29 protein-coding genes and 1 tRNA gene are annotated in these 22,783 nt (G+C 55.1%); 19 read left to right on the forward strand and 11 right to left on the reverse strand.

What is annotated here, in order from left to right:
- Nucleotides 1-3: 3 nt before the first annotated feature.
- The gene (locus tag MWU61_RS02335; RefSeq protein ID WP_247126467.1) at nt 4-291 is read right to left on the reverse strand and encodes an SCP2 sterol-binding domain-containing protein; all 288 of its coding nucleotides are present in this window, start codon (nt 289-291) and stop codon (nt 4-6) included.
- A gap of 66 nt (nt 292-357) precedes the next feature.
- On the opposite strand from MWU61_RS02335, the gene MWU61_RS02340 reads away from it, so the two are divergent.
- From MWU61_RS02340 to MWU61_RS02360, 5 genes are all read left to right on the forward strand, one after another.
- A complete protein-coding gene (locus MWU61_RS02340; protein WP_247126469.1) occupies nt 358-918 on the forward strand; it encodes a tetratricopeptide repeat protein in 561 nt (186 codons plus the stop codon).
- A 27-nt stretch (nt 919-945) separates the two neighbouring features.
- Nucleotides 946-3,660, forward strand: a complete 2,715-nt coding sequence (locus MWU61_RS02345; protein ID WP_247126471.1) for a helicase-related protein — start codon at nt 946-948, stop codon at nt 3,658-3,660.
- Entirely contained in the window at nt 3,657-4,052 is a 396-nt protein-coding gene (locus MWU61_RS02350; protein WP_247126472.1) for an RNA-binding S4 domain-containing protein, read from the forward strand. The genes MWU61_RS02345 and MWU61_RS02350 overlap by 4 nt, the downstream gene beginning before the upstream one ends.
- A gap of 49 nt (nt 4,053-4,101) precedes the next feature.
- Complete coding sequence (fdxA, locus tag MWU61_RS02355) at nt 4,102-4,437, forward strand: ferredoxin FdxA (protein WP_216036352.1); 336 nt, start codon at nt 4,102-4,104, stop codon at nt 4,435-4,437.
- A gap of 188 nt (nt 4,438-4,625) precedes the next feature.
- Nucleotides 4,626-5,132 (forward strand): CarD family transcriptional regulator, encoded by a 507-nt coding sequence (locus MWU61_RS02360; RefSeq protein ID WP_247126473.1) that lies wholly within the window; start codon nt 4,626-4,628, stop codon nt 5,130-5,132.
- A gap of 149 nt (nt 5,133-5,281) precedes the next feature.
- On the opposite strand, the gene purD is transcribed toward MWU61_RS02360, so the two are convergent.
- Entirely contained in the window at nt 5,282-6,535 is a 1,254-nt protein-coding gene (gene purD, locus MWU61_RS02365) for a phosphoribosylamine--glycine ligase (RefSeq protein ID WP_247126475.1), read from the reverse strand.
- Nucleotides 6,536-6,606: 71 nt separating this feature from the next.
- Between purD and xseA the strand changes: the two genes are divergently transcribed.
- From xseA to nusB, 4 genes are all read left to right on the forward strand, one after another.
- Nucleotides 6,607-8,127, forward strand: a complete 1,521-nt coding sequence (gene xseA, locus MWU61_RS02370; protein WP_247126477.1) for an exodeoxyribonuclease VII large subunit — start codon at nt 6,607-6,609, stop codon at nt 8,125-8,127.
- Nucleotides 8,128-8,204: 77 nt separating this feature from the next.
- The gene (gene ribB / locus MWU61_RS02375) at nt 8,205-9,335 is read left to right on the forward strand and encodes a 3,4-dihydroxy-2-butanone-4-phosphate synthase (RefSeq protein WP_247126479.1); all 1,131 of its coding nucleotides are present in this window, start codon (nt 8,205-8,207) and stop codon (nt 9,333-9,335) included.
- Nucleotides 9,335-9,868: a 6,7-dimethyl-8-ribityllumazine synthase gene (locus MWU61_RS02380; protein WP_247126481.1), complete on the forward strand. Its 534-nt coding sequence runs from the start codon at nt 9,335-9,337 to the stop codon at nt 9,866-9,868. The genes ribB and MWU61_RS02380 overlap by 1 nt, the downstream gene beginning before the upstream one ends.
- A complete protein-coding gene (nusB, locus tag MWU61_RS02385; RefSeq protein WP_247126483.1) occupies nt 9,865-10,332 on the forward strand; it encodes a transcription antitermination factor NusB in 468 nt (155 codons plus the stop codon). Before MWU61_RS02380 ends, nusB begins: the two co-directional genes overlap by 4 nt.
- Nucleotides 10,333-10,334: 2 nt before the next feature.
- Here the strand turns inward: nusB and MWU61_RS02390 are convergent, their stop codons facing one another.
- Complete coding sequence (locus MWU61_RS02390; protein ID WP_247126485.1) at nt 10,335-10,841, reverse strand: aggregation factor core; 507 nt, start codon at nt 10,839-10,841, stop codon at nt 10,335-10,337.
- 140 nt (nt 10,842-10,981) lie between these two features.
- Here MWU61_RS02390 and MWU61_RS02395 point away from each other — a divergent pair, with 140 nt between their 5' ends.
- Complete coding sequence (locus tag MWU61_RS02395) at nt 10,982-11,305, forward strand: hypothetical protein (protein WP_247126488.1); 324 nt, start codon at nt 10,982-10,984, stop codon at nt 11,303-11,305.
- A 277-nt stretch (nt 11,306-11,582) separates the two neighbouring features.
- On the opposite strand, the gene MWU61_RS02400 is transcribed toward MWU61_RS02395, so the two are convergent.
- The 4 genes from MWU61_RS02400 to MWU61_RS02415 form a co-directional block, all read right to left on the reverse strand.
- A complete protein-coding gene (locus MWU61_RS02400) occupies nt 11,583-11,993 on the reverse strand; it encodes an SRPBCC domain-containing protein (protein WP_247126490.1) in 411 nt (136 codons plus the stop codon).
- Nucleotides 11,990-12,301, reverse strand: a complete 312-nt coding sequence (locus MWU61_RS02405) for a metalloregulator ArsR/SmtB family transcription factor (protein WP_247126491.1) — start codon at nt 12,299-12,301, stop codon at nt 11,990-11,992. Before MWU61_RS02405 ends, MWU61_RS02400 begins: the two co-directional genes overlap by 4 nt.
- A gap of 157 nt (nt 12,302-12,458) precedes the next feature.
- Nucleotides 12,459-13,295, reverse strand: coding sequence for a DUF481 domain-containing protein (locus tag MWU61_RS02410; protein ID WP_247126493.1), 837 nt, complete (start codon nt 13,293-13,295; stop codon nt 12,459-12,461).
- A gap of 132 nt (nt 13,296-13,427) precedes the next feature.
- A complete protein-coding gene (locus MWU61_RS02415) occupies nt 13,428-14,378 on the reverse strand; it encodes a LysR family transcriptional regulator (RefSeq protein ID WP_247126495.1) in 951 nt (316 codons plus the stop codon).
- Nucleotides 14,379-14,505: 127 nt separating this feature from the next.
- Here MWU61_RS02415 and MWU61_RS02420 point away from each other — a divergent pair, with 127 nt between their 5' ends.
- Nucleotides 14,506-14,976 carry an MmcB family DNA repair protein gene (locus MWU61_RS02420; protein ID WP_247126497.1) on the forward strand — a complete coding sequence of 157 codons (471 nt, stop codon included), beginning with the start codon at nt 14,506-14,508 and terminating at the stop codon, nt 14,974-14,976.
- A 4-nt stretch (nt 14,977-14,980) separates the two neighbouring features.
- On the opposite strand, the gene MWU61_RS02425 is transcribed toward MWU61_RS02420, so the two are convergent.
- Nucleotides 14,981-15,172 carry a DUF6324 family protein gene (locus MWU61_RS02425; protein WP_247126499.1) on the reverse strand — a complete coding sequence of 64 codons (192 nt, stop codon included), beginning with the start codon at nt 15,170-15,172 and terminating at the stop codon, nt 14,981-14,983.
- A gap of 105 nt (nt 15,173-15,277) precedes the next feature.
- Here MWU61_RS02425 and MWU61_RS02430 point away from each other — a divergent pair.
- Nucleotides 15,278-15,354: transfer RNA gene (locus MWU61_RS02430), tRNA-His, on the forward strand.
- 54 nt (nt 15,355-15,408) lie between these two features.
- On the opposite strand, the gene MWU61_RS02435 is transcribed toward MWU61_RS02430, so the two are convergent.
- From MWU61_RS02435 to MWU61_RS02445, 3 genes are all read right to left on the reverse strand, one after another.
- Nucleotides 15,409-16,461, reverse strand: coding sequence for a YeeE/YedE family protein (locus MWU61_RS02435; protein WP_247126501.1), 1,053 nt, complete (start codon nt 16,459-16,461; stop codon nt 15,409-15,411).
- 54 nt (nt 16,462-16,515) lie between these two features.
- Nucleotides 16,516-16,851: a metalloregulator ArsR/SmtB family transcription factor gene (locus MWU61_RS02440; protein ID WP_247126503.1), complete on the reverse strand. Its 336-nt coding sequence runs from the start codon at nt 16,849-16,851 to the stop codon at nt 16,516-16,518.
- Between the two features lie 119 nt (nt 16,852-16,970).
- A complete protein-coding gene (locus tag MWU61_RS02445; protein WP_247126505.1) occupies nt 16,971-17,360 on the reverse strand; it encodes a hypothetical protein in 390 nt (129 codons plus the stop codon).
- A gap of 44 nt (nt 17,361-17,404) precedes the next feature.
- Here MWU61_RS02445 and MWU61_RS02450 point away from each other — a divergent pair, with 44 nt between their 5' ends.
- The 7 genes from MWU61_RS02450 to soxB all read left to right on the forward strand — a co-directional run bounded on the left by MWU61_RS02450 (nt 17,405) and on the right by soxB (nt 22,767).
- The gene (locus MWU61_RS02450; protein WP_247126506.1) at nt 17,405-18,142 is read left to right on the forward strand and encodes a cytochrome c biogenesis protein CcdA; all 738 of its coding nucleotides are present in this window, start codon (nt 17,405-17,407) and stop codon (nt 18,140-18,142) included.
- Between the two features lie 9 nt (nt 18,143-18,151).
- Complete coding sequence (locus MWU61_RS02455) at nt 18,152-18,721, forward strand: thioredoxin family protein (RefSeq protein ID WP_247126508.1); 570 nt, start codon at nt 18,152-18,154, stop codon at nt 18,719-18,721.
- A 107-nt stretch (nt 18,722-18,828) separates the two neighbouring features.
- A complete protein-coding gene (gene soxX / locus MWU61_RS02460) occupies nt 18,829-19,302 on the forward strand; it encodes a sulfur oxidation c-type cytochrome SoxX (protein WP_247126510.1) in 474 nt (157 codons plus the stop codon).
- A 27-nt stretch (nt 19,303-19,329) separates the two neighbouring features.
- A complete protein-coding gene (soxY, locus tag MWU61_RS02465; protein WP_247126512.1) occupies nt 19,330-19,746 on the forward strand; it encodes a thiosulfate oxidation carrier protein SoxY in 417 nt (138 codons plus the stop codon).
- Between the two features lie 15 nt (nt 19,747-19,761).
- Nucleotides 19,762-20,091 (forward strand): thiosulfate oxidation carrier complex protein SoxZ, encoded by a 330-nt coding sequence (gene soxZ / locus MWU61_RS02470; protein ID WP_247126514.1) that lies wholly within the window; start codon nt 19,762-19,764, stop codon nt 20,089-20,091.
- Nucleotides 20,092-20,122: 31 nt separating this feature from the next.
- Nucleotides 20,123-20,962 (forward strand): sulfur oxidation c-type cytochrome SoxA, encoded by an 840-nt coding sequence (soxA, locus tag MWU61_RS02475; RefSeq protein WP_247126515.1) that lies wholly within the window; start codon nt 20,123-20,125, stop codon nt 20,960-20,962.
- A gap of 101 nt (nt 20,963-21,063) precedes the next feature.
- Nucleotides 21,064-22,767, forward strand: coding sequence for a thiosulfohydrolase SoxB (soxB, locus tag MWU61_RS02480; protein ID WP_247126517.1), 1,704 nt, complete (start codon nt 21,064-21,066; stop codon nt 22,765-22,767).
- Nucleotides 22,768-22,783 lie beyond the last annotated feature (16 nt).

Here is a 22,783-nt window from a genome sequence, read left to right on the forward strand (position 1 = left end):
GGTTTAAAGGACGCCTGCCAATTTCATGGCAAGACCCATGTCGCCGTCGACTGACAGTTTGCCTGTCATGAAAGCGGCTGTCGGGTTTTGTTCGCCATCAAGGATTTCCTTGAATGTTTCGGCCGTCGCTGACAGCGTCACATCTGCATCGTCGTCGGCTGCACGTGCGCCGTCGCCATCGATGATGATGGACCCTTCGTCTTCGATGACGAACTTGGCTGTGCCGCCGTCAAATCCACCGTCCATTTTTGCGTTCAACTGGGCTACGGCCTCGTTCACTACGTCGCTCATCGGTTTATCCTTTTTGAATCATATATGCCCTCTGGCGAAAGCCGCCTGACACGTTACATTACAACTATGGCTACGCTGACACATCTCATCAAACGTACCGTTACGGCATTTGCAGTGACGTTAACGTTAACGACCCAAAGTTTCGCGCAAGAGACCGCTTTAGACGGGCTTTTTCAAGAGCTAAGCGAGGCGGATGAGGGCAATCATGCGCGGATCGCCGACCGCGTGATCGCGCGATTCGAAAAAAGCGGGTCGGCCGCGATGGATCTATTGCTGCGCCGTGGTGGCGATGCGTTGGAAGAGGGCGATGATCAGGCCGCGATTGAGCATCTTACAGCCTTGGTCGACCATGCGCCCGATTTTGCCGAAGGATATCATCACCGTGCGACGGCTTATTTTCGTGCCGGACTGATGGGGCCTGCGTTGGATGATTTACGTCAGACGCTTGTTTTAAACCCACGTCATTTTCGTGCGATGTTTGGTGTGGGTATCCTGATGGAAGAACTGGGGCGCCGCGATGACGCGATTGCGGCGTATGAAGCTGTTCTCGAGATTTATCCGTTGGAACCTGACGCGACCGACGCGCTTGCACGCCTTGCCTTAGAAATTGAGGGCCAAGCGATCTGATCGCTGGCCCCGCCGGGGACTATTATCATGCAAAATTCCCGGATTACGGCCGTTCTTGGCCCGACGAACACCGGCAAAACGCATTACGCGATTGAACGGATGTTGTCGCACAGGACGGGTGTGATTGGCCTGCCTTTGCGCCTACTTGCCCGCGAAGTGTACGACCGGATTGTTGCCGTGAAAGGGCCAAGCGTCGTTGCCTTGGTGACGGGCGAAGAACGGATCGTGCCGCCGCGCACGCAATATTGGGTTTGCACAGTTGAGGCGATGCCCGAAGGCATGGGATGTGATTTCCTTGCCATCGACGAAATTCAATTGTGTGGCGATGCAGAACGCGGTCACATCTTTACCGACCGTCTTTTGCACGCGCGGGGTTTGCGCGAGACGCTATTCTTAGGCGCTGAAACGATGCGGTCCGCAATTGCGGCAATAGTCCCGCAAGCGCAGTTTATGTACCGTGAACGGATGTCCCAGCTGACCTACTCAGGTTCGAAAAAGCTAAGTCGTATGCCGGGCAGGGCTGCGATTGTCGGGTTTTCGGTTGAAAATGTATATGCGATTGCCGAACTGCTGCGCCGTACGAAGGGGGGCGCTGCCGTGGTCATGGGCGCGCTCAGCCCGCGGACGCGTAACGCCCAAGTCGAGATGTATCAGAATGGCGACGTTGATTATCTGGTCGCGACGGATGCGATTGGGATGGGGCTGAACCTTGATATCAATCACGTTGCGTTCTCGGCGATTTCCAAATTCGACGGGCAGCGGATGCGGTATCTGTTTCCGGAGGAGCTCGCGCAGATCGCGGGGCGCGCTGGGCGGCATACTGCGAACGGCACTTTTGGGGTGACTGGTGAGGCGCCCGCCTTGGATGATGGCGTCGCGCAGGCGATCATGGATCACCAATTCCAGCCGGTGAAAAAACTGCAATGGCGCAATAGCGACCTGCAATTCGGGTCGATCAAACGCCTGACACAGACGTTAGAAATGCGGACTGACGACCAATGGCTGACCCGCGTACGCGAAAGCGACGACCTTGCTGCACTAAAGGCGCTGGGCGACGATCCGCTGATTGCGGCACGGGCAAAAGATGGCCCGTCTGTGCGGCTTTTGTGGGACGTTTGCCGCATTCCAGATTTCCGCGGTATCAGTCGCGGGGAACATGCGTCACTTTTAACCCGTATTTACAGCGACTTGCATCAGCTAGGACATGTTGACGAAAGCTGGCTGGCGTTGCAGGTTGCGCGGATTGACCGTCATGATGGTGACATAGACACATTGTCTAAGCGCCTCGCGTTCATCCGAACGTGGACCTATGTTGCCCAACGCAAAGGGTGGGTTCGTGACGAAACACATTGGCGTGAGCTTACGCGCGCTGTAGAAGATCGCTTATCAGACGCACTGCATGGTGCGCTGACCCAAAGATTTGTCGACCGGCGCACCAGCATTTTGCTGCGGCGGTTGAAGCAGAAGGAGAGCCTTGTGGCCGAGGTTAATGAGAACGGTGAAGTAACAGTTGAAGGCGAATTTGTGGGGAAGCTGGAAGGATTCCGGTTCCGCATGGATAAAGCTGGCAGCCCCGACGAGGCGAAAACGCTGCGTCAGACAAGTGTGGCGGCATTGGCCCCGCATTTCCATCTGCGTGCTGATAAATTCTACAACGCCCCCGATACTGAAATTGATTTCACCGAACAGGGCGGCCTGATGTGGGGCGACCAAGCGGTGGGTAAACTGGTGGCTGGATCCGATATCCTGAAGCCTGGTGTTGCTGTTTTTGTTGACGATGAGGCCGGGGCTGACGTTGCTGCGAAGGTGGAACGCCGCCTGCAGCATTTTATTGACCGCAAGGTTGCTGCCGCGTTCGAACCGCTGCTTGGTTTGAAAAACGACGACACACTGGAAGGCATCGCCAAAGGTTTTGCATTCCGTCTGGCCGAAGGATTCGGGATTGTCCCACGCGGTGAAGTTGCCGCGGAGGTCAAAGACCTTGACCAAGACGCACGTGGCGCATTGCGCAAACACGGTATCCGTTTCGGTCAGTTCACGATCTTTATGCCGTTGCTGTTGAAACCTGCGCCGACGCGTTTGCGGTTGGTGCTGTGGTCGCTGGCGAAAGATCTTGCTGAATTTCCAGAAGCCCCACCTCCGGGTTTGGTGACAGTCCCGTCTGAAAAAGGCGCGGCACCCGGTTACTATGCCATGGCAGGTTATCGCGCGGCAGGCGAACGGGCGATTCGCATCGATATGTTGGAACGCCTTGCAGATATGCTGCGCGACCAAGATAGCCGTGGTGGTTTTGAAGGCACCGCAGATATGCTGTCGATCACGGGCATGACGTTGGATCAATTCGCGGATCTGATGACTGGTCTTGGCTACAAGGCCGACAAGGGCGAGCGGGCCAAGGTGAAAGCCGTGAAACCTGCGCCAGAAGCACCAGCTGCGACAGACGACGCGTCAGAAGCACCGGCAGTGTCCGAAGAAACGACAGAAGAAGCGCCCGAGATGGAGGTGTTCTATACCTTCACATGGGGCGGTCGTGCGAATACCAACCGCCAGGGCGGCCGTCCGCAAGGGCGTAGTGATAAACCACGCGGTGACAACAAGCCGCGCGGTAAGGGTAAGCCAAAGGGCAAATCCGGCGGTCGCGACAGCAATAAACCGCAAAGTTTTCAGGCAAAACCGCGTAAAGAAAAGGCGATTGACCCTGACAATCCTTTCGCGGCATTGGCAGCTCTTAAGAACAAGTGACGGACCAAGCCCGCGATACGATCCGGCTTGATAAATGGCTTTGGCAGGCGCGGTTTTTCAAATCGCGCTCGCTTGCGGCGGGGATCATTACCGCGGGTAAAGTCCGCGTGGATGGCACCCCCGTCAGCAAACCCGCACGATCCGTGGGACCCGGTAACACACTGACATTTGTGAAAGAAACCGACACGAAGGTAATCCGCATCGTTGCGTGCGGCACACGGCGCGGACCCGCACCAGAAGCGCAAGCGCTGTACGAAGATCTATCGCCCGAACCGGTGCGGAACATCCATTCCAAAAACCCCAGCTTTGATGGGAAAGGTAGACCGACGAAACGTGATCGCCGGAACTTGATGACGCATCGGGGCGGGAATGGTCCTTTGGACCTTGATTGACCGCACACTCTGTCCTAGGTGGGGCAAGAGATAAACGGATGACCCTGCTATGACCTATATCGTCAACGACAATTGTATCGCCTGCAAGTACACGGACTGTGTGGAAGTATGCCCCGTAGATTGTTTCTACGAAGGCGAAAACATGCTGGTGATCCACCCAGACGAATGCATCGACTGTGGCGTATGCGAACCGGAATGCCCGGCTGACGCGATCCGTCCGGACACAGAGCCTGACATGGAAAAGTGGGTTGAATTCAACCGCAAGTATTCCGAAATGTGGCCGGTCATCATCACCAAGAAAGACCAGCTTCCGAATGCGGAAGAAATGGACGGCAAAGAAGGCAAGATGGAATTGTTTTCCGAAGCCCCGGGTGAAGGCGGCTAAGCCACATTTACCCCCATTTGACCTTTCCCAACGCCCCGCTTTTATCGGGGCGTTTTTTGTGATATACTCATCTGCAATGAACGCTACGATTTGACACATTCCGAAGACGCCATGCATCCGACGGTACCTTTTGGTTCCGCCGGTTTTTTGTCGTCGCGTGTCACAATAACCGCCATGAAAGGACTATCATGAGCAAGAAGAAGTTAGACTTTAGCCCGAACGAATTTGTTGTGTACCCCGCCCACGGTGTCGGCAAAATTATTGCCGTCGAAAAAGAAGAGGTCGCGGGCTTTGACCTTGAGATGTTTGTCATCGTCTTTGAAAAAGACAAGATGAAGCTGCGGGTGCCGACGAACAAGGCGATCGACGTTGGTATGCGGTCGCTTGCTACGCCGGATGTCGTGTCCCATGCGATGAAAACACTACGTGGTAAGGCGAAGGTCAAGAAAGCCATGTGGTCCCGCCGCGCGCAGGAGTACGAGCAAAAGATCAACTCTGGCGATTTGATCGCGATTGCGGAAGTTGTTCGCGATTTGCACCGTCAAGATGACCAGCGCGAGCAAAGCTATTCAGAACGTCAGTTGTATGAAGCGGCATTGGAGCGTTTGACACGCGAGATTGCGGTTGTTGCAGGCAGTGACGAAACGGCAGCGGTCGAAGAAGTGACATCTGTTTTGGTCGGTCGCGCTGCATAATTTTGCGATTATTTGAAATGGAAAAGGGCGACACGCGTGTGTCGCCCTTTTTTGTTGGGTCGGATTGGGGGCCAGCCCGTCGCCATTGTCGATCAGACAAATGGCGCAAATTGAAAGGCGACCCCCCGAGATATTTAAGGCCAAAGAAGTTAAAGCGCGCGCCAACCGATATCGGTGCGGTAAAAACCGCCGGGCCAGTCGATGTCTTTGGTCATTTTGTAGGCCATTGCGTGAGCGTCTTTGAGCGTATCCGCGCGTGCGGTGACCGCCAAGACACGTCCTCCCGTAGCGGTGATCTGTCCGTCTTTTTCAGTGGTACCAGCGTGGAAGGTCATATGTCCGCTGTCTTCGGGAAGGGCGTCGAGCCCTTTGATCACGCTGCCTTTTTCATAAGCGCCCGGATAGCCGTTCGCCGCCATGACAATGGTCATCGCGTGGTCGTCCGCCCATGTCGCGTTGATGTCGGCGAGGCGATGTTCGGCGCAGGCCTGTAGCAGGTCAAGAACCTGACCGCCCAAACGCATCATCAGGCACTGGCATTCCGGATCGCCAAAACGCACGTTGTATTCCACAAGGCGCGGCTGGCCGTCTTTGATCATGAGGCCGACGAACAAAACACCTTCAAAAGGCGTGCCGCGTTTCGCCATTTCATCCATTGTTGGCTTGATGATCTCGTCGAGCGCCTTTTGCGTTACGGCATCAGTCATCACGGGGGCGGGGGAGTAGGCCCCCATGCCGCCAGTGTTTGGGCCCGTGTCGCCGTCGCCCACGCGTTTGTGGTCTTGCGCCGTGCCGACAGGCAGAATGGATGTGCCATCGCAAAGCACAAAGAAAGATGCTTCTTCGCCGTCCATGAATTCTTCGATCACGACTTCCGCGCCGTCGTTGCCGTCAAACATGTCGATGATTGCGGCTTCCGCTTCGGGCAGGGTCATCGCAACGGTGACGCCTTTACCAGCAGCCAAGCCGTCAGCTTTGACAACAATGGGTGCGCCTTGGCCGCGCACGTAGGCCAGTGCTGCGTCGCCGTCGGTGAAATGCGCGTAGCCAGCGGTTGGAGCGTTGGCCGCATCGCAGATTTCTTTGGTAAAGGCCTTGGATGCTTCAAGCTTCGCGGCCTCTTGCGATGGACCGAAGACCAGCAGACCCGCGTCACGTAGGCGGTCTGCGACGCCGACGGCGAGTGGTGCTTCGGGTCCGACGATCACAAAATCCACAGCGTTTTCAGCGGCAAAGGCTGCCACAGCATCGCCGTCCATGATGTCCACGCTGGCGCATTCGCACATCTGCGCAATGCCCGCATTTCCGGGGGCGACGATCAGCCGGTCGCATTTCGGGTTCTGTTGGATTGCCCATGCCAGCGCATGTTCGCGCCCGCCGCTGCCCAAAATCAATATATTCATCGCGTGTCCCCGTTGGCCTTTGTTGTCAGGCGTTCTAAAGTCCGCGCGAGCATGCAGCAAGGGCAGATCACATGGACTTATTCGACGACGAAGGCCCCGAGAACGAAGCGGGCAACAATGCCCCGGAATTTTCGGTGTCCGAGATTTCGGGTGCGGTGAAGAAAACCATCGAAGGCGGGTTTTCGCATGTGCGGGTGCGGGGCGAAGTCGGACGTGTGTCGCGGCCAAGGTCTGGCCATCTGTATCTGGATCTGAAGGACGATAAGGCGGTGCTGGCCGGTATCATTTGGAAAGGCCGTGCAGTCGCCTTGGCCCAACAACCCGAAGAGGGGATGGAGGTCATTGCGACCGGTAAATTGACCACGTTCCCCGGTCAGTCGAAGTATCAAATGGTGATCGAAGATATCGCACCTGCGGGTGCCGGTGCATTGATGGCGATGTTGGAAAAGCGCAAGGCGGCGTTGGCCGCGGAAGGTTTATTCGCACCGGAGCGTAAGAAGGAACTGCCGTATCTGCCAGAGGTCATCGGCGTTGTAACATCCCCATCTGGCGCGGTTATTCGCGATATTCTCCACCGTTTGCGGGATCGGTTTCCGCGTAAGGTGTTGGTTTGGCCTGTCGCGGTCCAAGGTCAGAAAAGTGCAACCGAGGTGGCGCGCGCTATCGACGGTTTTAATGCCATGACACCGGGTGGGGCGCTGCCCCGACCTGATTTGCTGATTGTCGCCCGTGGTGGCGGATCAATCGAGGACCTGTGGGGGTTCAACGAAGAAGTTGTGGCGCGTGCCGCTGCCGCGTCTGACATTCCGTTGATTTCGGCCGTGGGTCACGAAACGGATACCACTTTGATTGATTTCGTGTCCGATATGCGGGCACCGACGCCAACGGCGGCTGCTGAATTGGCGGTGCCCGTGCGGCTTGATCTGCTGGCTTGGGTTGATCAACAGGGCGCACGTTTGAGCCGTGCGCTTTCGACTGGCGTCACCCAGCGCCAACAACGGGTGCGCGATCTGGGGCGGGCATTGCCGAAGGTCGAAACCTTGGTCGAAGGGCCACGGCAGCGCTTGGATTACTTGGGCGAACGTCTGCCCGGTGCTTTGAATGCAGCGGCGGCGAAGAAACGAGTCGCCTTGTCGAACGCTGGCGGCGCTTTGCGTCCTGCGACGTTGGCGCGTGGAATCGCGGCAGAACGGCGACGCTTGGATGATCTTGGCGGGCGGTTAACGCCTGCATTGCAACGCAAACTGAACGATAAAGCCCAATCTTTCGGGCAGGTCGCACGCGGGCTTCAACCTCGTCTGGTACAAGGTGACGTGACCCGCAAAGGCGAACAATTGACCAACCTCATTGGTCGTCTGTCGGATCGTGCGAGCCGCCAACAGTCTGAAAGACAAGCTAGATTGGACGCGTTGGACCGTCTGCGCGAAACCTTGGGGTATAAAGAAACGTTAAAACGTGGCTACGCTGTTGTGCGCGGGGACGGGCAGGTTGTGACGGACACCAAAGCGGCGAAAGCTGCGCGTGATTTGGAGGTCGAATTTGCCGATGGCCGCGTGACGTTGAACGGCGATCCACAAGGGTCGTTGTTCTGACGTGATGTGACAGACCTGCGCCCTTTCCAAACATGGGGGGCTGGGCTATTTGACGGGCAAGCAAAGCGGGAACACTTATGACGTTGAATTTTGAAGAACCGGGTCAGGTCGAAAAAGACTGGTCTGAAGCGATTTCACCCATCGAAGAAATCATCGACGACGCCCGCAATGGCCGGATGTTTGTGCTGGTGGATCATGAAGATCGTGAAAACGAAGGCGATCTGGTGATTCCTGCGCAAATGGCGACGCCGGATGCGGTGAATTTCATGGCGACCCACGGACGTGGTTTGATTTGTTTGACACTGACGTCCGAACGTTTGGACGCGCTGGATTTGCCGTTGATGGCAGCACAGAATTCGTCTCGTCATGAAACCGCATTTACCGTGTCGATTGAAGCACGCGAGGGCGTAACGACAGGTATCTCTGCTGCCGATCGCGCACGTACTGTCGCTGTGGCGATTGATGCTGGCAAAGGTGCGGCTGACATTGCGACACCGGGCCATGTGTTTCCGCTGCGGGCCCGCGATGGTGGTGTGCTGGTGCGTGCTGGCCATACCGAGGCAGCCGTTGATATTTCCCGCCTTGCTGGTCTGAACCCGTCTGGTGTGATTTGCGAGATCATGAAGGACGACGGCGAAATGGCGCGTCTTCCGGATCTGGTGTCTTTCGCGCAATTGCACGGGCTGAAGATCGGGACAATTTCCGATTTGATTGCGTATCGCCGTCGCCACGACAACCTTGTGAAGGTGCAGTCGGAAGAGGTGATCACCTCTGAATTTGGTGGTGATTGGGATATGAAAGTCTATTCCGATCAGGCCCATGGCGATGAACACATTGTGCTGACCAAGGGTGACATCACTGGTGACGCGCCTGTACTGGTGCGGATGCACGCGATGGACCCGATGCTGGACGTGATCGGCACCGGACCGAAAGGCCGCGCCGCTGAATTTGGTCACGCTATGCAAGCTGTGGCCGACGAAGGGCGTGGTGTTGTCGTGCTACTGCGCGATACGGAAATGAAGTTGGAAGTCGCAGATGATGTGTCGCCGAAAACCTTGCGGCAATACGGGCTTGGGGCGCAAATCCTGAGTTCTTTGAACCTGAACAAAATTGAACTGCTGACCAATTCGCCGACGCCAAAGATCGTCGGGCTCGAGGCCTACGGCCTTGAAATCGTTGGTACGCGCAAAATTTCGGAGCTTGGATAATGGCTGGACCGTCTCACTACATCATGCCGCTGCCGGAATTCGATAAGCCGGTGAAAGTTCTGATCGTCGCATCACCTTATTACAAGGACCTGTCCGACCATCAGATCGCGGGCGCGAAGGCCGAGATCGAAAAAGCTGGCGGTACGTGGGACATCGTGAACGTTCCCGGTGCTTTGGAAATTCCGACAGCGATTAGCATTGCCGAACGGATGAGCAATTTTGACGGTTACGTTGCTCTTGGCTGCGTGATCCGGGGTGAGACGACGCATTACGATACTGTCTGCAATGACAGTTCGCGGGCGATCCAGCTGCTTGGCTTGCAAGGCGTTTGCATCGGTAATGGTATCCTTACTGTTGAGAACTACGAACAAGCGCAGGTGCGTGCGGACCCCGCTGATCAAAACAAAGGTGGCGGCGCGGCCGCTGCGGCCTTGCACCTGATCGCACTCAGCCGTAAGTGGGGCCGTCCTGATAAGGGTATCGGGTTCACCAGCGACATTCTTCTCGCGCAGCAAGGCAAAACGACGGCATGACCATTTCGAACAATCAACGGCGCAAGATGAAATCAGCGGCACGGCTTTACGCAGTGCAGGCGTTGTTTCAGATGGAATCGTCTGGTCAGACCGTTGATCAGGTGATGATCGAATTCAAAGACCATCGCTTTGGCGAGGTATTTGACGACGTTGAAATGCAAGAAGGTGATGTGGATACGTTCCATGCGCTGATGGAATATGCCGTTGATAATCAAGCGGCTATCGACCAGATGACCGACCGCGCCTTGGTTGCAAAATGGCCGATTGGCCGGATCGACCCGACATTGCGTGCTTTGTTCCGTGCCGCAGGTGCTGAACTCAGCCTGAAAGACACGCCGCCCAAGGTCGTGATCGTTGAATTCGTTGGCGTCGCCGAAGCGTTTGCGCCGGATAGCAAAGAATCCAAGTTCGTGAATGCGGTGCTGGACCACATGGCCCGCGAGGCCCAGCCGGACGCGTTCTAGAATCAGCTTGGCAGACAGCCTGTCGGTGCGTCTGTCATGTCGATGTAGGCTAAACCATCCTCACCAAACACGCCTTGTGTCACGTGATCGTCCACTGCGACCGCAACCGTCGCACCTGCGATTTCCGACCCTGTCACTGTGATCTGACGGCCGCCGACAATGGTGTCGTCAAGATCGGCTGTGAGGCGGATCATCGCATCCTTTGGCAGCATGCCCACTGAAATATCCAGCGTTGTATCGCCGTCTGTCACGGCACTTGCAGTGACGTTTTCGGTCAAAATTTCAACGGGTTGAAAGACTTCGACGCCAGCGCCTTGTGCGCTTGTATCGAAAATGAGGCCGCCATTGGACCCGTTTAAATCGAGTGTCACGGTCGCGTTTGTTATCGCGCAGCCAGCATTCAGCAATGTGATGCTGTCCTTCGGTGCGCCATCTTGGAACTGGACTGTCAGGCCCTGCGCTGTGGCGGAGGTCGCAAAGAGTGAAAGGGCGATGATCGGCAAACGCATTGGGCTATCCTTTGTTTTCGGCTCTTTGAGCGACCTAGCGCCGCGGCGGCGTTTATCAACATCTGCTGTAGCTCGCATTAACCTTACCCTCATTTTCGTTTGCTAGATCAGTCGCAACGCTTTTGAGATGAGGAGAACCCATGCAAAATGCAGTCATGACGTTTCTGATGCTGTTGTGCGCGACGTCCGTCAGTGCCGATGGACCATTGCCCAACTTATCGGATCCACCAGTGCGGCCAATTATTCGCGACGCAGGGCAGGGGGCCAGTATGGTCGGCGGTCCGCCGCTTGCTTTACCAACGGGGCAATCAGGACGATTTGGGTTTTGTAACAATGCGCAAAGGTCGGGAACACCGCCCGATGCCTACGGCTACGACGTCAAAATCGCGTGCGACGCTGTCCTGATCGGTGGCGGTATTTTGGGGGTCATGTTTATGCTGGGTACGGCATCGTCTACGAATTGACGTCCAAAGGTGGCGAGAACCGCAGCAACCGTAGGGGGTTTATTCCCGAGGACCTGTATATACAGGTGGGCGCCAGATAACTGAACCAGGGCTCAGACAGAGCCAGCTCCCTCGGATTTGCTTAAGGCCACTGGAATGTAACCGCCTGATCACGAGAAGAGCAGAAGCTCGCCACCGCATCAGATAGGGGGCAGGGGGCGTTGCGACAAGGGGCAACCGACATGAGCGGCAAGAAAACAGCCGAACCGACGGCTGAGTTCCGTGTGTATTGACGGCGTTAACCAGCCTGATGTGCATCTTCACGCAAACGCGCAAGGTGATCGTCCCAGCCTTTATCAAGGGCCAAGGTCAGGCCAAACGCGTCTTCGCTTTCTGGTAGGCCTTCATGCAGCAGGGCAAGGCGCGTGCCGCCCGGAACATCCGTTAGGATCCATGTAACAGTGCTAGTCACGTCGCCCATTGGCCCGATTGTAAATGTATAGCGCAGCCTATCAAAGGGTTCAGAGATAAGCACGTCGCCCCACATCAACCGATCCCCGCTTTTGACACCAAACATTTCATAGTCACCCGCGGCCAAGGGCTTTGCGGGTTTATGGAACCAAATCGCCAGTTTTTCAGGATCGGTCAGGTATTCCCAAACTTTTTCTTTGTCGGCCTTGAGATAGATGGTCTTTTGTAAGGTTGTCATGGTGTGTCCTTTTCAATGGCAGTCTTCAAACTATCGAGACGGTCGTCCCAGAAGGCGTCAAAGTCGCTGATCCAGTCGCGGATCGGTCCCAGACCACTGGGTTCAAACGTATTGTAACGCTCGCGGCCTTCTGGTCGGGTCGAAATCAGACCGGCCTCTGCGAGGATGGTCAGATGTTTTTTGACGGCAGCACGCGTCATGTCGAAGTTTTCAGACAGCTGTGCGATCGTCATGTCGCCGCCACGTAAATGCATCACGATGGCACGACGTGTCGGGTCAGCGAGGGCGCGAAAAGCGAGTTGTGACATTGGTGTTATCCGATACCTTTTGGTGTCACAATTAATATGATACCAAAAGGTATCGTGTCAAGTGGCGATTTAAAAACGCAAAAGGCGGCAGCTTTGCAGCTACCGCCTATTCGGGCCGGATCAATCGTCCAAAGATCCTGCCTTTGGTCACGATGGATTAGTTGAAGTTGTAGACGACAGAAACACCGAACGTGTTTTTCGCGTCGCCAAATTCTTCGTCTGTTGCATCGTCAAACGCTGTTGCGAGGCTTGTACGCAGCACCATTTGATCTGTGATCGCAACGTTCAATGCCAATTCGTTGGACAGTGTTGTTGAGAACTCAGAATAGATCACATCTGTGTCGTTTGTGACGTAGCTTGTGTCAGTCAAGCTGCGGAAATAGTTGGAAGAAACGGCAGCAGCTGCTTCTTCAACGCGCTCTTCACCAACGACATCTGCGATCCGGTAACCTGGACCCGCTTGAACAGACCACTGGGAAATGTTGTCGTTCAGGATGCGGTAACCAACACCGGCACCAACGAAGATGTCCTGTGATGTTTCACCCGTTGTGTCTGCCAAACGGTCAAACGCAAGGTCGGCTTTTGCGAAGCCAAAGAATGCGTCGCCAAAGTTGCGGCGGTAATCAATACCTGCCAGCAATTGGTTTTCTGTTTCTGTGCCGTTGTCTTCGCCGTAGACGAAGCTTGCTGTTGCGTCGATGCCGTTTACGCCGTCAAATGTACCGTAACGCAAGCCAATACCCAGATCGGATGACGTGTCGCCATCTTCGGATGTGGAAGTGCCGCGCAGGGACAAGGACCCGTATGCGCCGACTTCACGGCCTTCGGTCCCGAATGTAAATGTGTCGCGTTCTGCGTCGTCATTGATCTGTTCTTGCAGGTCTTCTACGGCGTCTGATGTACGGTCTTGGTTATTGAACGCAGATGTCTGTGCGAAACCGGCGTTTGCAGTCAAAGCAGCGGCAGCGGCTAAGATAAAAATATTCGTTTTCATGGGGTTATCCTTTCCCAATAGAATGAACCGTCCTGTCTTAGGTACGGGTGCATTTCTGCTATGGGTGGCATATTGCAATACCAAACATTAGGGAAATTCAAAATAATTGTGGTTAAGCCAACTTTTGCTCATCTATGAGCGGATGTCGTCCACATCGTTTTTTTCCCCTAGAATCTCTGCTGTTTCATCACCGTTAAGTACAGCAAGCTGACTAAGAACAGCGTCACCGTCAGCTTCGGCATGTGACGAAACCAAGTTCAGCTTGGAAAGCGCCATGTCGCGGACGTCTTTATCCATGTCTGTACGCCAGACCGCCCAGACAGGGTAGGGGAAGCGAGGGGCATCGGCGACAAGATGCAAATCGCCGCTGTCGAGATACTTTTTGACGTAGCGCGCCGGTAGATAAGCTGCGGCTTGGCGGTTGATAACGTATTCCGCAACCATCGCCCCCAGCGAAAAAGTAAGCCCCGGATTCGTTAGATCAGGCAATGCGATAGCGTGGGCCCCGATAAATTCTGGGCCCCAATCGACGAACACATAACGCCCGGCCAACCCGTCACATGTCGCACCTTTCCACGACGCGACGAGAACGAGTTCTTCTTCAAGCACCCTGTCGGCGGATAATCCGGGTCTAAGTTGCGGTGTATAGAGCAGGCCGATCTGCGTGATCCCTTCGATCAGGAACCGCGTGAGCCGGTCTGGCATCCCAAGTTCCGCCCTGATGTTGAGATCCGGCATCGCCGTTTGCATTTGATCGATCCACCGAAACCCCAGCCGCGGCCAAAGCGAATACTGTGCCCCGATGGAAATGCTGCGCGTGAACCCTTCGGGTATTGCGACTTGCTGGCGCGCTTCTTCCCAAACGCGTATCATCGACAAAGCGTAACGTTCGAATTCTCGCCCCGCTGGCGTCAGTTCTGCACCGGCTTTGGATCGCGTGAACAGCGGTTTGCCAAGCGAATCTTCAAGACGTTGAACACGCAAAGACACTGCAGATTGGGTGACAAATAGTCGGTCCGACGCCGACACGAACGAACCAGTTGCAGCAACTTCGAGAAAGGTTTTGAGCAGCGTAATATCCATGATCGCGACCATGAGTGTTCTTCATGATTGGCGCAAATGATATTTGAAATTGGCATGTGAGTTCGTCAAAACGGGCATTCGTCAACTCAGTCTTGATTTTTGTTCACCTATTGTTCATGTTCGGGGCATGTATGATGAAGCATCCCAAACACCGCTGATGCCCGGTCAATTGCTAGCCCGTGGGGTCAGCCGCCATCTGCGGAGCCATGATTTTGTAAGCGTCGAAGAACTAGTGCCGACAAGCGGTCTGCGTGTTGACGTTATGGCGCTTGGCCCGAAAGGCGAAATTTGGATTATCGAATGCAAATCATCCCGCGCCGATTTTCAATCCGACCACAAATGGGAAGGGTATTTGCCTTGGTGTGATCGATTCTTTTGGGCCGTCGATACCGATTTCCCAACAGAGCTGTTGCCAGACGACACTGGGCTCATCATCGCAGATGGGTATGACGCCGAAATCATCCGGATGAGTCCGGAAACCAAGCTGGCACCGGCCCGTCGAAAAGTCATGATCCAGAAATTTGCACGACATGCCGCCGTGCGGGCGCAAGCCGCGCGTGATCCGGGGCTTGCGTTACCGGGTGCTATGCGCGGCTAGAACATTATTTTTTGCCGATCGCACGCGCAGCCATGGCTGCGGCTTTGATTTCTTCGGCAATATCGTCAGCCTCGGATGGGTCAAAATCCATTGGAATTTCGATACCAGAGCCTTCAATGAACAGGCGCACCATCCCTTGATCGGTTGGTCCGATTTGCAGATTTGCTTCGATATTGCTCTCGTCATTGATACCCATGGGGGTCCCTCCATTTGCGTGTGTGTGACGTAGCCTGCCTTGATGCAATTTGGCAAGACTGGACCCCTTGCAATCGCCGTAGACCCACGTTAAATCCCCCCCAGTGCCGCCTTAGCTCAGTAGGTTAGAGCGCTTGATTGTGGATCAAGAGGTCCCTGGTTCGAGACCAGGAGGTGGTACCATTACCCCATTTTTGGCAATGTTTATGCGGCATGTGTAGACGTGACGCGGATGCATTAGGCTGCGGAAAAACCAACGATAAGTTGACGTAGGCCCAATGCGGCCCCTGCAAAAATAGCGGCAAAGGTAACCGGCGCACTGAATGACAGGATCGAAAAGGCGGATAGGCCTTGCCCGATGCTGCACCCGATGGCCACGACGGCACCCACACCCATCATCGTTGCGCCAAATATTTGACGGCGCAATTCGCGGGGATCTTCACAGGCTTCCCACCGGAAATGGCCCTTCATCAGGCTACCGATGAACGCGCCAACCCAGACACCTACGACGGACCCGATACCAAACGACAGGCTTTGGCCCGATGCAGTCATTCCATAAAGCATCGTTTCACCGATCGGCACGGAAAAGGTATGCGAAACAATTGCCAGATCGTCAAAACCGGTACGGTTGATAAAGCTCATGCCGGCCCAAGCGGACACGACCGCAAGCGCGATAACGACGCTCCAGAAGGTGTTCATGCGATCTGTACGAAAGGTCCGATTTGAAAGGGCAAAAGCCACGGCAGCCACGCCAATGATGATGCCGATCAGAGGGATCGAAATGCCTGTTGCCGCCCCGATAAAATGGGCAATGCCATTTGGCGCGGCTGCGGTTTCAGGTGCTGGGAAAAGGTACACGCGTATCCATGCCAGTGGTCCCGATAATGTCGCAAACGCAGCAAGCCCCATGACGACAACAATCACAAACGACCGCAGATCACCGCCACCAAGGCGGGCGAGGGCGGTAAAACCACAGTTGCCCGCAAGCGCCATGCCGTAACCGAACAATAGCCCGCCTGCGATGCTTGCGACGGGGGACCACGTCTGCCCGACGTAAAAAGATGCCGTTGGATCGAAGACGCCTGCAGCCATCAATCCAAAACTGCCGATAATTGCGAAACCGATTGCTGCAATCCAGATGCGCAGGCGCGAATCGTTGCCGCCGTACAGCACGTCTTCGATGGCCCCAAGCGTACAAAAGCGGCCCAAACGGGCAGCGAGCCCTAGCAAAACACCACCAAACAGGCCGACAACTGCGGCCATATTTGCATCCCCCCATGCGTCGAGCATCGGTTTCCTCCCTGATCATCTAAATGCGCCGCCAGCTCCCATTGGCGGACACAGTTAGTCTTTGTTGCAAAACAGCTCGTACACCAGTCCGAGAACCCTGCGGGATCGTTCGTCTGATAGGCTATAATAAATCGTCTTGCCTTCGCGGCGCGGCGTCACCAGTCCTTCGAGGCGTAAACGCCCAAGCTGTTGTGACACGGCTGCCTGTCGGGCAGATAGCAACTCTTCCAGTTCTGTGACCGATTTCTCGCCTGTGGCGAGGTGGCACAGAATCATCAATCGGCCTTCGTGGCTGATGGCCTTCAGGTAATTCGTCGCAGTGGTGGCATTATCCATCATCCGATCCAGTTCTTCTGGATCCATGTCTGGATGAAACACGGGGAGGGTCATATTGGGATCAGTCTGCCTTGCCGATTGCGATTGAAACTTCCTATAGAAATTCCCCATCCGATCAAGCCTTCCGCCGGATCAAGCCGTCTAAGGCCGTCCCGACTGTGCCTTTGCTGTTGTTATCCTTCGGGTTTGTCATAGGCGACCCCGTGTTGATCCATCAGTTGCCCCAGCAGCCCCCAAAAGAAATCATCCCCAGGGTATCCTTCAAGACGCCCTAGTTCTGAGCCGTCGTCGAGCAAGATAAATGTCGGTGTGAAGTTCACGCGCCGCGCAAGTGCGATGTCGTCCGGCAAAGGTTGCGAGATATCAACGCGCCGCAACGGGGCGGCGCGTCCTTCGCCCGTCTTGGGATAGATGTGGCCGACTTCGTCATTCCAGCGCGCACACCAGATACAACCGGGTTCTTCAGCCATCATCAGGACGACGTCGGCGCGGGTGATGTGTGGGCTGCCAACACAGGTTGCCACAATCAAGGCGCGAAAGAGGATAGCCAAACGCTTATACATTCAATAATCTTAATATGAATGACGCCGTTCGACAAGGACACTTAATGCTAGATGTAACATTCTTGGGCGCTGCAATGGCGGGCCTGCTATCGTTCTTTACGCCCTGCGTGTTGCCGATGGTGCCGTTTTACCTGTGCTACATGGCTGGTTTGTCGATGAACGAACTGCGCGATGACACTGACATTCCTGCAGGTGCCCAACGTCGTTTGATCATCTCTGCCATCTTCTTTGCGCTGGGTGTGACGACGATTTTCGTGCTGCTGGGGATGGGGGCAACCGCACTGGGGCAGGTGTTTGGGGCTTGGCGCGATGCATTGACCTATGTCGCCGCGGGTTTGCTTTTCGTGTTTGGATTGCACTTTCTCGGCGTCGTCCGCATCCCGTTGCTTTACCGCGAGGCCAAGATCGAAAGTACGGCAGAGCCGACGACCATCATCGGTGCATACCTGATGGGGCTCGCGTTTGGTTTTGGCTGGACCCCTTGCGTTGGTCCGGCATTGGCCGCGATTTTGATGGTCGCAAGCGGTATGGGCGATGTTTGGCGTGGTGGGCTGCTGCTGTTTGTTTACGGTCTCGCGATGACGGCGCCGTTTATCATTGCGGCATTGTTTGCGCGACCGTTTTTGGGCTGGGTGCAGCGTAACCGCAAATACATGGTCCACGTGGAAAAAGTGATGGGCGCGATGTTGATCCTGTTCGCGATCCTGATTGCCACCAATTCGGTCAACTACATTGCCCAATGGATGATCAACGTCTTTCCGGCATTTACGAACTTTGGATAGGGGAACACTATGTTTTTACGTCACATTCTAAGCTTTGCCTTTGCGGTTTCAGCGTTACCCGCGCTGGCGGTCACCTTGGGCGACGATGGATTGCACAAGACGGATTGGATGCGCGAAACCTTCCTTGATCTGCGCGAAGATCTGGAAGAGGCGAACGCCGAAGGCAAGCGTTTGATGGTCATGATTGAACAGCGCGGATGCATCTATTGCACCAAAATGCACGAAGAGGTTTTCCCAGATCCAGAGGTTACGGCCACCATCGAAGACGCGTTTTTTGTGGTCCAATTGAACCTGTACGGCGACCGCGAAGTTGTGGATTTCGACGGGGTGGCGATGTCCGAAAAGGACCTCGCGCGGCGGTGGAATGCCATGTTCACGCCGATGGTGATGTTCTTTCCGCCTGAGGTTCCAGAAGGGGTGCAAGGAAACGCGGCAGCGGTCGCGACAATGCCGGGTGCATTTGGCCGTGGAACCACGTTGGATATGCTCACTTGGGTGCGGGACGAAGGGTATTTTGGCGATGAAGCCTTTCAAAGATATCACGCACGGATGATCGAAGAACGCTCTGCGGCCCAATAAAATAAGGGTTACAAATCAAAACATTCAAATAATTGATTTTGTTGTTGCGAGAATCCTTTTCGGTGGTCTACGGTATACATCAAGATTTTGTGATCCAGGGAGGGACCATGAAGCAGATCGTTTGTATCGGCTTAAGCGTCGTGCTTGCCACGTCGGCCATTGCTGAAAATGTAGCCCCAGATGATGTCGTTTACGGCGAATACGGTGATGTCACCGCATCGCTAAGCGGGACAGCGGGAGACCCCGCAGCGGGTCGCGAAATTATGATTGCGCGGGGCAAGGGCAATTGCATTGCTTGCCATGCCGTCACCGACCTGATGGACCAGCCATTCCACGGTGAAGTTGGTCCAATGCTGGACGGGGCAGGGGATCGGTGGACCGCCGCAGAGCTGCGCGGTCTGGTGGCCAACGCGAAGATGACGTTCGAAGGCACGGTCATGCCAGCCTTCTACAAAACCAGTGGCTTTAACCGCCCAGGTGACGCCTACACAGGCAAAGCAGCCGAAGGTGAACTTTCACCGCTGCTGACCGCCCAAGAAATCGAAGATGTTGTGGCGTATCTGCAAACTCTTACCGAGTGATCAGAGCCAAATTTGCGAGGAAAAACAATGAAACTGACGCGTAGAGACACGCTGATGCTGGGTTTGGGGACCGCTGTTGCAGCGATGATCCCGATGCAAGCATCTGCTGCCGTGGATGAGGCGATTGCAGCCTTTACCGGTGGCGCTGAAATGGGCAGCGAGGGCATCACACTGATCGCCCCCGAGATTGCCGAAAACGGGAACACTGTTCCTATCGAAGTTGACGCACCGGACGCTGAGGCGATTCTGATCCTTGCTGCTGGCAACCCGACGCCTGGTGTCGCGGAAATGCGTTTTGGTCCATTGGCTGCAGCCCAGTCTGGTTCCACTCGGATCCGCCTTGCTGGCACACAAGATGTGATCGCGATTGCGAAGATGCCTGACGGGACATTCGTGCGCGCCAGCCAAGAAGTAAAAGTGACCATCGGCGGCTGCGGCGGCTAAGGGAAGGAACAAGACATGGCAGATAATGTAAAACCCCGCGTCCGCGTTCCACGCGAAGCATCAGCCGGTGAAGTCATCACCATCAAGACGCTGATCAGCCACAAAATGGAATCCGGTCAGCGCAAAGACGACGATGGCAACACGATCCCACGGTCCATCATCAACCGCTTCACCTGTGAATTTAATGGTGAAAGCGTTGTGGATGTAACGCTTGAACCTGCGATTTCGACGAATCCGTTCTTCGAATTCCAGTCGGTTGTGCCAGAGACAGGCACCTTCGTGTTCACATGGTACGACGACGATGGCGACGTCTACACCGAAAGCAAAGACATCGCAGTATCGTAATGCAGTCGTGCGGTCAGGGAGGGCCTAGCGTATGAACAAGTTCCTAAAAACAACGGCACTGGTCACTTTGGCCGCCGGAGCGGCGCAGGCCGATGAAGAGGCAAATCTTGTCGTGAATGGCGAGATTGAAATCACAGTGCGGGCAGACGCGCCCGCGCATATCGATGGCCTCAGCGAGGTTCTGTCTGGCTGGGTGTTCCGGTCTGACGAAACCCAAGCGTTCCAAATGGACGACTTTGAAAATCCGGGGATGATCTTTGTGGATGACGCGATTGATGCGTTTAACACAATCGAAGGATCTGAAGAAAAGTCCTGCGCAAGCTGTCATGAAAACCCTGAATCGCTTGCTGGTGCGCGGGCCGTTTATCCAAAATGGAACGACGAAGCCGAAGAAGTGCGGACGATGGCGATGCAGATCAACGGTTGCCGAACTGAACAAATGGGCGCCGAAGAATGGGCCTACGACAAGACTGACATGCTGAACATGGAAGCTTTGATGGCGTCTGTTTCGCGTGGTTTGCCGATCAATGTTGCGATCGACGGTCCAGTGGAGGCGACTTATCTGCGCGGTGAAGAACTGTATTACGAACGCACCGGTCAGCTTGATCTGTCTTGTGCCAGTTGCCACGAAGATAACTACGGCAACTACATTCGTGCCGATCACCTGAGCCAAGGCCAGATCAACGGGTTCCCGACATACCGCCTGAAAAACGCGAAATTGAACGGCGTGCATTCGCGGTTCCGTGGCTGTGTGCGTGACACGCGTGCGGAAACATATGCCGTCGGGTCTGACGAATTTGTAGCTCTTGAATTGTATCTCGCATCCCGCGGGAACGGTCTGTCGGTCGAAGGACCGTCTGTCCGTAACTAAGAACCTCACAAGCCCGTGCTCAGTTTTCTGAGTGCGGGTCTTTTTTTAGGATAAAACATTCACGTTTATGCATGTGAATATTTCGAACGAAAGCAAAGCTAATGATTTCACGCCGTGATTTTCTGCAAGCCTCGATGGCCGCGTCCGCAATCTACGGCGCCTCTGGGTTCGGGAATTGGGGCCGATTGGCTGCCCAGCAGGCGTTGTCGCAAGACCAATTGTTGGACTTTGATACCTACGGCAATGTGTCCTTGATACATATCACCGACATCCACGCGCAGTTGAAACCGATCTGGTTCCGCGAGCCCGAGATCAATCTGGGGGTTGGGTCGAACAAAGGTGCCGTGCCACACATCACTGGCGCTGATTTCCGTAAGGCGTATGGCATCGACGATGGATCGGCCTCTGCTTATGCGCTGACATATAATGACTTTTCCGCGCTGGGGCAGGCTTATGGCAAGATGGGTGGTCTTGATCGCTGTGCCACGGTGATCAACAAAATCCGCGCGGATCGTCCAGATGCCTTGCTGCTGGATGGTGGCGATACGTGGCACGGGTCTTACGGGTGCTATCATACGCAGGGCCAAGACGTCGTGAATGTGATGAATGCTTTGAAGCCCGATGCTATGACATTCCATTGGGAATTCACGCTCGGGTCTGATCGGGTGCGTGATATCGTGAATGATCTCCCGTTCGCGGCACTCGGTCAGAATATTTTTGACGCCGAATGGGATGAACCAGCCGAAGATTTCGCGCCTTACAAGTTCTTTGAGCGCGGTGGGGTGAAGATCGCCGTTATCGGTCAGGCCTTCCCATACATGCCAATTGCGAACCCGGGCTGGATGTTCCCAGAGTATTCATTTGGCATCCGTGATCAGCGCATGCAGGAAATGGTGGATGAAGTCCATGGCATGGGCGCTGAATGCGTTGTTTGTCTGTCTCACAATGGTTTCGACGTCGATAAAAAGATGGCGGAACGGGTGAAGGGGATTGATGTGATCCTTGCCGGTCACACCCACGACGCGCTGCCCGAACCTGTACTGATCGGTGACACGATTGTTGTGGCCTCAGGGTCCAACGGTAAATTTATCAGCCGGGTTGATCTTGATGTGCGCGACGGCAAAATGATGGGCTTCCGGCACAAACTGATCCCGATTTTTGCGGACGTGATTGAGCCCGACAAAGACGTCGCTGCGCTCATTGACGAACAGCGCGCACCTTTTGCGGCGGAATTGGCCGAAGTAATCGGAAAGACCGCAGATGATACGACTTTATTCCGGCGCGGTAATTTTAACGGATCATGGGACGACCTGATCTGCGATGCGTTGCTAGAGGAACGCGAGGCCGACATCGCCATGTCACCGGGCGTGCGTTGGGGGCCGTCGATTATGCCGGGGCAGGATATTACCCGCGAAGACCTTTGGAACGTGACATCGATGACGTATCCAAACGCCTATCGCACCGAAATGACGGGCCAGTTCATCCACGAGATCGTGGAAGATGTCGCTGACAACCTGTTCAATCCGGACCCCTATTACCAACAGGGTGGTGACATGGTCCGCTTGGGTGGCATGGGCTACCGGATCGATATCACCAAACCGATTGGCGAACGCATCACCGAAATGACGTTGCTCAAAACCGGCGAAAAGATCGACCCGTCCAAGACCTATGTCGTCGCAGGTTGGGCATCGGTCAACGAAGGCACAGAAGGACCACCGATTTGGGACGTGGTTGAAAACCATATCCGCAATCAGGGCACTGTTTCAGTCACACCAAACACCTCCGTTCAGGTTGTTGGCGCGTAAGATAAGAGGACGAACC

Origin of the sequence: Loktanella sp. F6476L (assembly GCF_023015725.1) — a bacterium.
Taxonomy (GTDB): Bacteria; Pseudomonadota; Alphaproteobacteria; order Rhodobacterales; family Rhodobacteraceae; genus Yoonia.